Origin of the sequence: Microcystis sp. M169S2, assembly GCF_020245865.1 — a bacterium.
Lineage (GTDB): Bacteria > Cyanobacteriota > Cyanobacteriia > Cyanobacteriales > Microcystaceae > Microcystis > Microcystis ichthyoblabe_A.
Genome location: NZ_JADBUB010000097.1, coordinates 1 through 11,027, shown reverse-complemented (window position 1 = coordinate 11,027; position 11,027 = coordinate 1). Strand labels below are relative to the sequence as shown.

The following is an 11,027-nucleotide window of genomic DNA, read 5'->3' as shown; positions in this document are numbered from 1 at the left end:
TATGTCATCGCCTAATCTTCCCAGTGAAATTGAAAATCGTAAAAGCGAACATCTGCGAGTTTGTATCGAAGAAGATGTAGAATTTCAACAACTTACAAGCGATTTAGAAAAATATCGTTTTACCCATTGTTGTCTTCCTGAACTTGACCGTAGCGATATTGAACTGGGGACAACCTTTTTGGGGAAATCTCTAAAAGCTCCAATTCTCATCTCTTCCATGACTGGAGGAACAGAATTAGCCCATTTAGTCAATACTCGATTGGCAACGGTCGCTCAACGCTATGGTTTAGCGATGGGGGTGGGTTCTCAACGCATTGCACTCGAACAACCGGAATTAGCGCCGACCTTTGCAGTCCGTTCTCTGGCACCAGATATTCTCCTGTTAGCGAATTTAGGGGCTGTACAGTTAAATTACGGCTGCGGTTTAGAAGACTGTTTAAAATTGGTGGAATTATTAGAAGCTGATGCCTTAATTCTGCATCTCAATCCTTTACAAGAATGGGTGCAATCGGGAGGCGATTCTAATTTTAAAGGGTTACTCGCTAAAATTCAGCAAATTTGCGCTCAATTACCCGTTCCTGTCATCGCCAAAGAAGTCGGAAATGGCATCTCTGCGGTGATGGCCAAACAATTAATTGAAGCCGGAGTCGCCGCGATTGATGTGGCGGGAGCCGGAGGCACGTCCTGGGCCAAAGTCGAAAGCCAAAGAGCCAAAGACAACAGACAAAGGCATCTCGGACAAGTTTTTGCCGATTGGGGTTTACCTACGGCTGAATGTATTACCGCCATTCGGTCAATGAATTCAACCATTCCTTTAATTGCTTCTGGGGGCTTAAAAAATGGCTTAGACCTTGCCAAATCCATCGCTTTAGGAGCCGATTTAGGAGGGTTGGCTCGACCGTTTCTCGTAGCAGCGATTGAATCAGAAGCCGCCGTTGATGAGTTGGTAAAATTTTTAATTGCTGAACTTGAAATTGTTTTATTTTGCACCGGAAATCCTAATTTATCCACCCTTAAAAATTCAGGAGCCTTAAAACCATGTTAAAGTTTTCAATGGAATTGTGTTATCCCCAGCTTGATGTCAAAACCTTAAGCGTTGGCACTTTGGGTCCAAAAGAAACCAGTAGTGAACAAACCTTAAATTATCTAATTTCTCAATGGAAATTACAACAGATTTCGGTTAATAGTCATTTATTTGATAGCTTTACAGATTTAAAAGAATCTTTACTCGAAAATCAGATAGATTTGGCGTTAGTCCCCCATGCCTATGAAAAAATTAATGATTTCTATATGGAACCGAGGTTTAAACTAGGTTTTATCTTCACCTATCCCACACCCGTTTACGGATTAGCCAAGCGAAAAAATGAAGAAATCGTTTTAGAAAATTGTACCCTGGTTACTCATCCCGCTCCTCTTCCTTTACTTCCCTATTTATTACCTGGCGACCTGAATCAAAATAAGATGAAAATCAAATTTGTCAATTCTACCAGTGTGGCCGCTATTCAAGTTAAACAAGGGTTGGCAGATTTAGCCATTACCAATGAAAATGCCCTCCGAGAATATGATTTAGAATTTATTTCACAATATGGTAAAATTGAGATGAGTTGGTCTTTATTTCACAAAAAGGAAAACACCATGATTCAAAGTATTTATTTACCTGTGCATACCTAAAAAAACTCCCTATCCGCTCAAAATAGTTGCCTTCATCACATAAAAATAATTGAGAGTTTAAATCTCAATTTCATTTTGAACCTGTACCCTAAAATCATGTCTGAATTTTTCCCAATTCCCAAGCCTATTAAACTCAATCCTCATGTAGAATTAGAGGTTTTTCAATGCCAAGATACCATTTTTCAATTATACGTTATAGCTCCTAATGCTAAACTTGAATCCCACCAACATCCTGAAAGTCAAATTGGCATGGTATTCTCAGCAGAACTAGAACTGTATATTAAAGATTTGATTAAACCCTTAAGACCTTTGCAAGATGTTTATATAGCTGATGGCAATATTCCTCATGGTGCTTTTAATCCTTTATCAGAACCGATGATTGGATTTGATCTTAAACGGATTACCTCTGCTTTACCGTCAGAAGATGTTTTATTAACACTATCCAACAACCAAGATAAAAACACTCATTTACCTTGTCAATCTGTTAAGGGTTCTTGGTTTGAAATTGTTATGATGAAAATCCCTTCTGGTTATTCCATTCCCCCACATCAAGGTGAGCAAGAAGAAATCGGATTTATTTTGAATGGAAAATTAGAAATCTCCATAGAAAATGAAGGACAGTTTTTAGAATATGGTCAAATTTATTATGCTCCTTCAAAAGTTTTAAAAAAGGGATATAATTCATCGAAACAAGATATTAATTTGATTAAAATTTTAATTTAGTTCGTTTTATGATTTTAAGTTTAACCTCAAAATGCTAGGACAAAGTTTATGGATTTAGGATTAAAAGATAAAGTGGCTTTGATTACGGGAAGTAGTGCGGGAATTGGGTTTACCATTGCTGAAAAATTAGCAGAAGAAGGCTGTCACTTAATTATTTGTGGTCGCAATTCCCAACGCTTAGAACAAGCTTATCAATCTCTGGCTCAAGCTTATCCTGTCCAAGAAATTCTGCGTTTAGTGGCTGATGTCCATCAAGCTCAAGATTCTGAACAATTAATACAGAACTCTTTAAATCAATATGGCAAAATTGACATTTTAGTAAATAATTCTGAAGGAGCTAACTTTGCTGAGAATTTAATTGAAAACCTTTCCGATGAAGATTGGTTAAACGTTTTTCAAGGAAAATTAATGGGTTATATTCGATTAACCAATTTAGTGTTACCGATTATGAAAAAACAACATTGGGGAAGAATTGTTAATATCATTGGGACATCGGGAAAAGAACCATCTCCTCGTTTAGTTAAATCGGGTGTTGTCAATGCAGCTTTAATGAATTTTACCAAATCAGTAGCTAGACAAACCGCCCCCTATAATGTTTTAATTAATAGTGTTAACCCCGGCGTTATTGACACCCCTAGACATCGAGAATATTTAGAAATTTATGCCAAAAAGCAAGGAACAACCCCAGATTTAATCCGAGAAGGAATTCTAAAAACAATTCCCATGAATCGGATTGGTACGACTGAAGAATTTGCTAATCTCGTTGTATTTTTAGCTTCTGAATGTGCGAGTTATATAACGGGAATTACGATTCCGATAGATGGGGGTTTATCCTCGTCAGCATTTTAAATTGATCTGTCAAGCCAAAATCAACAACCACAAGTGTTATGAATAGCGAATCTAAATCTCAAATGTTAGACAAATTTGTTCCCTATTATCCGACTAAAGATACTCGTAACTTTCCCATTTTTTCCTATCTTATCAATAATGTTAATATTTGGAGGCTGAAACACAAATTTAAACAAGAGCTTGAACAACCTTCGGTGATCCTGGTTTATCAAATGGGTAAAGTTGGTTCTGCTAATCTTTATCTGGCTATTAAAAGAACCTTTCCAGAAAAAGCGGTGTATCATGTTCATAATTTAAACCCAGAAATTGTTGCCAAAATTTGGGATAAAATTCATCTTACTCAACCTTATTATTTGAGTACGATAGAACATTCTTTGACCACCAAATATTTAAGTGATCATCTCGAAACAATTAAGGATAAGGATAAGATCAGAATTATTGCGGGAGTAAGAGATCCCATCGCTCGTAATATTTCTTGGTTTTTGCAAATTATCGATTGTGAGTCTGCTTTTCCCCAATTTTTCCGAAAATTTAAGGAAGGATTAATTACAATTGACGATATGGTAAATTGTTTTTGGTCACAAAAATTTGTTTTTAGCAAACAGTTTGATTGGTTTGAATTAGAGTTAAAATCTGTTTTTGGAATTGATATCAGTGAGATTGATTTTCCCAAAGAAAAAGGTTATACAATTGTTGAATTTCCTGACAAAAAAATTGAGTTATTATTATTCAAATTAGAAAAACTTGACTCTTGTTTACAAGAAATGACACAAGCTTTCTTTGGAATTGAGAAATTAGATTACCAAAAATTGAAATTGATTGACGTAGATTTGGAGTATCATCGTATCTATGAAAATTTTAAAAATAGTCTCACCTTTAGTGATGAATATTTAGAAGAAATTTATGATCAACCATTAGTGAGTCATTTTTACACCGATGAAGAAATTAACAAATTTAAACTCAAGTGGTCTAGTCAACGTTAAAGGTAATTCGTTCTAAGTTTATCGTATTTATTGAATAAAATTTGATTCAATAAACTCACGCACATTTTTATTTAATCTATTGGGAAAAATAATGGTAACACCTCAACAATCTAGGGTTAGTAAAAAAGATATTGAATCCATTTATCCCCTTTCTCCCATGCAGCAGGGGATGCTGTTTCATTCTTTATATAATCCAGAATCAAAGACGTATTTATCACAAATTCAAATCACCTTGCAAGGCAATTTAGATATTAATGCGTTCCAACAAGCTTGGCAAAAAGTAGTAGATAGACATAGTATTTTACGGACTTGTTTTGCTTGGAAAAAAACCAAACAGCCTTTACAAGTGGTTAGAAAAAATGTCACCTTGCCTTGGTTTAATCAGGATTGGCGATCACATTCTCCCGCCGAACAAGAAACTAAATTTCAGGAATTATTAACCTCTGATAAAGAGCAATATTTTGAATTAGATAAAGTCCCCTTAATTCGATGTCATTTAATTCGATTTGAAGATCAAAAATATGAATTTATCCATACTGGACATCATATTTTATTAGATGGTTGGGCAACAGCAATTCTGTTGAAAGAAGTTTTCGATTTTTACGCTGGACTCATCAACTATCAACCCGTCAATTTACCCACACCCCGCCCTTATCAAGACTATATTAATTGGCTACAACAGCAAGATCAAACTGAAGCCGAACGATTTTGGCGAAAAAATCTTCAAGGTTTTACCTCTCCAACTCCATTAGTCGTTGATAAACCGTTAAATCCTCTTGTTACTCAAAGTAAAAATTATCTTGATCAAAAATTAAAACTTTCTCCAGAAATTACCAGTCGTCTGAAATTACTCGCCCAAGAATATCGCCTTACTCTTTCTACCCTAATTCAAGGAGCTTGGGCTTTATTATTGCATCATTATAGTAGTGAATCTGATATTGTATTTGGGGCAACCGTTTCGGGACGACCGCCCAATTTTACTGGGATTGAATCGATGGTGGGGATGTTTTTAAATACCTTACCCGTTCGCATCCAAATTGAGTCTCAACTTGAATTATTAACTTGGTTTCAACAATTACAACAAGAGCATTTAGAACGAGAGCAATATAGTTATAGTTCTCTAATTGATATTCAAAAATGGAGTGAAATTCCTGCCCCTCATTCAGTTTTTGAAAGTTTTGTTGTCTTTGAAAATTTACCCTTTAGCGAAAATGATAGTGATAATTTAGGCGGTTTACAAGTCGGTGAAATGCAAGATTATGGCAATGCTGATTATCCCTTAACGGTTATTGTCACCCCTGGAGAAGCCTTAAGTATTAAAATTATTTATCCTCAAGAACGATTTGAAAATGACACCATTGAACGGATATTAGGTCATTTTAAAACCTTATTAGAAGGAATCGCCATTAATCCCCATCGTCGGATTCAAGACTTACCTTTATTAACGGAAGCTGAACGTCAATTATTATTAATTGAATGGAATCAAACTGCACCTGAAAAACTCCTAAAACAGTGCGTTCATGAATTATTTGAGCAACAAACTCTCAAAACTACTTCAGCCATTGCCGTTGTTTTTCAAGAGCAACAATTAACCTACCAAGAACTGAATGAATCTGCTAATCAACTGGCTCATTATTTACGAAAAATTGGGGTGAGTTTTCAATCCTTAGTCGGGATTTGTTTAGAACGATCTCTTAATATGGTGATTGCCGTTTTAGCGGTGTTAAAAGTAGGCGGTGTTTGTGTTCCCCTAGACCCAACCTATCCTCAAGAAAGACTTTCTTACATCCTGCAAGACACCCAAATCAAAACCTTATTAACCCAAAAAGATTGTCAATCCCTCTTAAACAGTGAAACCATTTCTCAACGGATTTTATTGGATGAACAAGGGTCAGAAATTGCCTTAGAACCCAAGACTAATCTTGACAACCCAGTGGGTTTAGAGGAGTTGGCCTATATTATTTATAGTTCAGGCTCTACGGGTGTACCCAAAGGGATTATGATCCTGCATCAATCCTTAACGAATATTATTGAGCATCATCAAGCGAAAATGTCACCGGAGAGAAATTTCTTACAATTTGCTCCCTTCAATTTCGATGTTAGCTATCACGAAATGTTTGCAGCCTGGTGTTTAGGAGGAACCTTATTTATTGTTCCAGAAGATGCCCGCTTAGACCTTGCTAAAATAAGTCAATTATTGGCAAATAACCCCATTCATAAAGCGATTTTGCCCGTTACTTTGTTACAACAATTAATTGAAACCTATAGTGAGGAAACCTACTTATTTGCTAACTTGCGTGAAATTATTTCAGCTGGAGAGCAATTACAAATTACTCCAGCGATGATTTCTACATTCAAAAAACTCGAACATTGTACCCTTTACAATTATTATGGTCCCACAGAAGCGGATATCGTTACCAGTTATACCTTTGACCCTAATCCTGAGCTTTGGCCGAAGTATATTCCCATTGGTAAACCCGCGATTAATGTGCAAGTTTATATTTTAAATTCTCATCTTCAACCTGTACCCATCGGAGTCACTGGCGAGTTATATGTTGCGGGTGGCGGTTTAGCGCGGGGTTATTTCAACAATCCCCAATTAACCAAAGAAAAATTTATTGCTAATCCCTTTAGCGATAATTCATTGCTGTATAAAACTGGAGATTTAGCTCGTTATTTACCCAATGGAGACATTGAATATTTAGGAAGAATTGATGATGTGGTGAAAGTTAGAGGTTATAGAATTGAATTAGGGGAAGTAGAAACTATTTTAAATCAACATCCTCAAATTGCCCAAGCCATTGCTACAGTTCAGGGAGAAACCGCCAGAGAAAAATATTTAGCCGCTTATTTTATTCCCCGTCCAGGTGAAACCGTAAACCAAGTTGAATTACGTCATTTCCTTGAAAACTGGCTACCCGACTATATGATTCCCTCTGCTTTTGTGGTGATGGAATCTTTTCAACTCAGTCCTAACGGTAAAGTTGATCGAAAAGTCTTACCAATACCCGATAAAAACCCCTTATCGTTAACTCAAAATTATGTCGCTCCTCGAACTGCAATTGAAGAAGTTTTAGCGGTAATTTGGGCAGAAATTTTAGAAGTCGAACGAGTTGGGATTGAAGACGATTTCTTTCTGTTAGGTGGGCATTCTTTAAAAGTGATTCAACTGATTAGTAAAATCCGTCAAACCTTAGAAATTGAAGTTTCTGTGCGTCAACTTTTTAATCACTCAACCATCAGCCAATTAACTCAAGTCATGATTGAATTAGTGGGGAATGAAGGGTTACTAAATGAAATTGCCGTAACGGTTCAAGAAATTTCCCAACTTTCACCAGAAGAAGTTCAAGCTTTATTATCTCAAAACTAAAAAAAATAAGTCAACCACTTCTGAATTATTAATTACAAATGAAAAACAACTCTCAAGATCAACAAAAATTACTCAAGCTCCTGCTTCAAAAAAAAGGTATTAGTTTTAAAAAAGTAAATACTATACCTAAACGCCAATCATCCAACTCTGAATTAATTCCTATCTCTTTAACTCAGTTAGAACTTTGGTTTTTTGCTCAATTTTATCCAGAAAATTGTATTTATAACTTGCCTTGTATTTATCGCATTGAAGGCTTGCTTAATGTTCCTGCACTAGAGGAAAGCTTAAGAGAAATTGTCAAACGTCATGAAAGTTTGCGGACAACTTTTACTTGTATAGATGGAAAAGTGTTCCAAAAAATTACAGATGATCCAGTTTTTGATTTTTCAAGTCTTGACCTACAAAGACTTAGTGAAGTGGAGCAAAAAAAAGAAACCCAAAGATTGTTATCAGCAGAAATTAACCGATCTTTTGATTTAGAAAAAGATTCATTATTTCGCAGTAAAATTATAAAATTTTCTGAAAATAACTATCTGTTAATTATGACAATCCATCATATTATTGCTGATGGTTGGTCTTTGAATATTTTGACTAAAGAGTTAGGCATTCTTTATGAAGCTTTTTGTCTGAATAAACCTTCACCTTTGCCTGAATTACCGATTCAATATGGTGACTTTTCTCTGTGGCAATGGCAATCAATAAAAGATAATTCATGGCAATCTCAGCTGAATTTTTGGAAGAAACATATAGGGATTAACCCACCCATTTTAAAACTTCCTACTGATTACCCACGCACAACGGCTCAACCTGTTGAAGCAGCTATTCATCATTTCCTCATTTCCCAAAACTTAACAGACGCATTAAAGTCATTAAGTCATCAAGAAAAAGCGACTTTGTATATGACTTTATTAGCCGCCTTAAAAATATTACTCTTTTACTATACAGAACAGACAGAAATTATTATTGGTGGAGTTGCGGCTAATCGTAACCAACCCGAAACACAAGATTTAATCGGACTTATGGTTCAGTTTCTCCCCTTATATACTCATGTAGAAGGTCAAGCCAATTTTCGAGACTTGCTGCATCAAGTAAAAGAGATGAGTTTAGAGTTTGATGCTTATCAAGAAATTCCTTTTATCACGTTAGTGGAAAAATTAAAACCCATTAGGGATACTCAATATGCTTTGTTTCATCAAGTCATTTTCCTTTTCCAGAATGCTCCTAAACAAGATTTAAAATTTATTAATCTGACAGTCACAGACGAGTTATTAAAAATGGATATAGAACCCCATAGTGCCGAAAATGATTTAACTATATCCCTTGAAGAAACTGAGCAAGGTATGAAAGGTGCTTTCGTGTATAAAGCTGATTTATTTACGGCTGAAACTATTACTCAAATGGGACAATATTTTCAGCAGTTATTGAAGAATATTGTCACTGATCCTAATAAAACCATTTCTGATCTATGTCCTTTCTCTGAATCCGTCTCTTTCTCAGACAATACTTCCCCCTTGTCTTTATCAATCAATGAAATTAAATCTAATGACTTACCCCATAATCTAACTAGAGAAACCATGGTCAATATCTGGCAAGAAGTTTTAGAATTAGAAGAAATTAGTGTTAATGATAACTTTTTTGACCTTGGGGGGGATTCTCAAAAAGTTATTCAGGTAATTGATAAAATCGGTAAAATTCTTAAAATTAATTGTACTTTGCGTGATTTTTTTGAAAATCCCACTGTAGCACGTCTAATCACAACCTTTAAAAATAAATGAGTTTAAGCGTATTTCCCTAGCTTTAAAAATGGTATAATTACAAAAAAAATACAGAAAAAAAATGACAAATCATCTCTTTGATTTAACAGGTAAAGTTGCAATTATCACGGGTGCTGCCCGAGGAATTGGTCGGGTATTAGCGCAAGGATTAGCACAAGCTGGAGCTAAGGTAGTAATTGGTGATATTAATCAAGTTGGTGCTGAACAAACGGTTCAACTGATTCAAGAAGCAGGAGGCGAGGCCATCGCAATCCAGACCGATGTTCGTCAACGTCAAGCTTGTCAGAATTTAATTAACCAGACGGTTGCTAATTATGGTCAACTCGATATTATGGTCTGTAATGCAGGGGTTGAAATTCTCAAAAACACTGATGAATTAGAGGAATTTGAATGGGATCAGGTTATTAATGTTGACTTAAAAGGTTATTTTAATTGCGCTCAACTCGCAACCAAACAAATGATCAAACAAGGAACAAAGGGATCAATTATTATGAATTCTTCTATCTGTGCTTTCGTTGCTGTTCCCAAATCTTCAGGAGCATATAGCGCCGCAAAAGGTGGTGTCAATCAATTAGTAAAATCCCTAGCGGTCGAATTAGCTAGTCACAAAATTCGAGTCAATGCTTTTGCACCGGGGTATATGAATAATATGATGGAAGGAACAGAAGGTTTACGTTCAACTTCCGATGAAATGGACGAATTATATACTAGAATTCCCATGAAACGAACCGGAGATTTAGAAGAGTTAATTGGCCCTGTCGTGTTTTTAGCGTCCGAAGCTTCCTCTTATGTAACTGGAGCAATTTTAATGGTAGATGGAGGTTATACTGCTATTTAGCATCAATAATTAAACAATTTTTAGGTTGATTTGTATCCATCAAACCAACCTAAAATCACTGAATTAATCCTATTTAACCCATGTCAAAAATGAACCATAACTCTCAAGACAAACAGAAATTACTCAAGCTGTTACTACAAAAAAAAGGAATCGGTGTAAAAACAAATACGATACCTCCTAGGAATCCGTCTCAACTTGTACCGCTTTCTTTTTCTCAAGAACGACTTTGGTTTTTGTACCAATTAGAAGCTAACGGCTATACCTATAATATGCCGTTTCGCTTTCAAATTGACGGCAATTTGGACGTTAATATCTTTAGAAAAGCTTTGGAAACTATTATGCAACGTCATGAATTGTTGCGAACTTGTTTTCAAGAAGTTGACAAAACTCCTCGACAAATTATTAAATTAAAAATTCAGTTAAATTTGTCTTTATTGGATTTACTACAAGAACTTTCTCATTTATAGGAAGCTTTTTACAAAAATAATCTAATCCTTGACCAAATTTCCCTATTCAATACGGTGATTTTCCCGTTTGGCAAAGACAACAGTTATTTTGCATATTTTACTAAAAGTGGGTTTTTAACACAATAAATGTCGATTTAATCATACCCGATAAGCTGAATTGCACCAGCTTATCTCATCCATTCATTAATTTCACGAGTAAAATCTTATGTTTATAGTTATTTCAAATAAGAACGAGACACTAGGCGACACAATAAGTACGAATAATTTCATCAAGGGGTGTCCCCACAGGAGCATACATTCTTGCCCTCTTTAATGCACTAAAATCATGTTCGATATCATTTAAGTCAGGAG

The 11,027-nt window shown here is 35.4% G+C and carries 9 protein-coding genes and 1 pseudogene; 9 read left to right on the top strand and 1 reads right to left on the bottom strand.

Features of this window, described 5'->3' with window-relative positions; translation table 11 throughout:
• Position 1: 1 nt before the first annotated feature.
• The 9 genes from fni to IM485_RS09875 all read left to right on the top strand — a co-directional run bounded on the left by fni (position 2) and on the right by IM485_RS09875 (position 10,676).
• Positions 2 to 1,045: a type 2 isopentenyl-diphosphate Delta-isomerase gene (fni, locus tag IM485_RS09915; RefSeq protein ID WP_287742775.1), complete on the top strand. Its 1,044-nt coding sequence runs from the start codon at positions 2 to 4 to the stop codon at positions 1,043 to 1,045.
• Entirely contained in the window at positions 1,039 to 1,671 is a 633-nt protein-coding gene (locus IM485_RS09910; RefSeq protein ID WP_287742772.1) for a LysR family transcriptional regulator, read from the top strand. The genes fni and IM485_RS09910 overlap by 7 nt, the downstream gene beginning before the upstream one ends.
• 96 nt (positions 1,672 to 1,767) lie before the next feature.
• On the top strand, positions 1,768 to 2,394 hold the full coding sequence (locus tag IM485_RS09905; RefSeq protein WP_287742770.1) for a cupin domain-containing protein: 627 nt from the start codon (positions 1,768 to 1,770) through the stop codon (positions 2,392 to 2,394).
• Between the two features lie 48 nt (positions 2,395 to 2,442).
• Positions 2,443 to 3,243, top strand: a complete 801-nt coding sequence (locus tag IM485_RS09900; RefSeq protein ID WP_061432418.1) for an SDR family oxidoreductase — start codon at positions 2,443 to 2,445, stop codon at positions 3,241 to 3,243.
• 38 nt (positions 3,244 to 3,281) lie between these two features.
• Positions 3,282 to 4,226 carry a putative capsular polysaccharide synthesis family protein gene (locus tag IM485_RS09895; protein ID WP_287742766.1) on the top strand — a complete coding sequence of 315 codons (945 nt, stop codon included), beginning with the start codon at positions 3,282 to 3,284 and terminating at the stop codon, positions 4,224 to 4,226.
• Positions 4,227 to 4,317: 91 nt separating this feature from the next.
• Positions 4,318 to 7,596: a non-ribosomal peptide synthetase gene (locus tag IM485_RS09890; RefSeq protein ID WP_287742764.1), complete on the top strand. Its 3,279-nt coding sequence runs from the start codon at positions 4,318 to 4,320 to the stop codon at positions 7,594 to 7,596.
• 38 nt (positions 7,597 to 7,634) lie between these two features.
• Positions 7,635 to 9,371 carry a condensation domain-containing protein gene (locus IM485_RS09885; RefSeq protein WP_287742761.1) on the top strand — a complete coding sequence of 579 codons (1,737 nt, stop codon included), beginning with the start codon at positions 7,635 to 7,637 and terminating at the stop codon, positions 9,369 to 9,371.
• Positions 9,372 to 9,432: 61 nt separating this feature from the next.
• Positions 9,433 to 10,209, top strand: a complete 777-nt coding sequence (locus IM485_RS09880; RefSeq protein ID WP_002733257.1) for an SDR family NAD(P)-dependent oxidoreductase — start codon at positions 9,433 to 9,435, stop codon at positions 10,207 to 10,209.
• Between the two features lie 89 nt (positions 10,210 to 10,298).
• Complete coding sequence (locus tag IM485_RS09875; protein WP_287742758.1) at positions 10,299 to 10,676, top strand: condensation domain-containing protein; 378 nt, start codon at positions 10,299 to 10,301, stop codon at positions 10,674 to 10,676.
• A gap of 238 nt (positions 10,677 to 10,914) precedes the next feature.
• On the opposite strand, the pseudogene IM485_RS09870 reads toward IM485_RS09875, so the two are convergent.
• Positions 10,915 to 11,027, bottom strand: a pseudogene (locus IM485_RS09870) (IS630 family transposase); the annotation flags it as partial.

Excerpts from the sequence above, each read along its gene's own strand:
- fni (WP_287742775.1), top strand. The coding sequence starts at position 2 with ATGTCATCGCCTAATCTTCCCAGTGAAATTGAAAATCGTAAAAGCGAA.
- IM485_RS09910 (WP_287742772.1), top strand. The coding sequence starts at position 1,039 with ATGTTAAAGTTTTCAATGGAATTGTGTTATCCCCAGCTTGATGTCAAA.
- IM485_RS09905 (WP_287742770.1), top strand. The coding sequence starts at position 1,768 with ATGTCTGAATTTTTCCCAATTCCCAAGCCTATTAAACTCAATCCTCAT.
- IM485_RS09900 (WP_061432418.1), top strand. The coding sequence starts at position 2,443 with ATGGATTTAGGATTAAAAGATAAAGTGGCTTTGATTACGGGAAGTAGT.
- IM485_RS09895 (WP_287742766.1), top strand. The coding sequence starts at position 3,282 with ATGAATAGCGAATCTAAATCTCAAATGTTAGACAAATTTGTTCCCTAT.
- IM485_RS09890 (WP_287742764.1), top strand. The coding sequence starts at position 4,318 with ATGGTAACACCTCAACAATCTAGGGTTAGTAAAAAAGATATTGAATCC.
- IM485_RS09885 (WP_287742761.1), top strand. The coding sequence starts at position 7,635 with ATGAAAAACAACTCTCAAGATCAACAAAAATTACTCAAGCTCCTGCTT.
- IM485_RS09880 (WP_002733257.1), top strand. The coding sequence starts at position 9,433 with ATGACAAATCATCTCTTTGATTTAACAGGTAAAGTTGCAATTATCACG.
- IM485_RS09875 (WP_287742758.1), top strand. The coding sequence starts at position 10,299 with ATGAACCATAACTCTCAAGACAAACAGAAATTACTCAAGCTGTTACTA.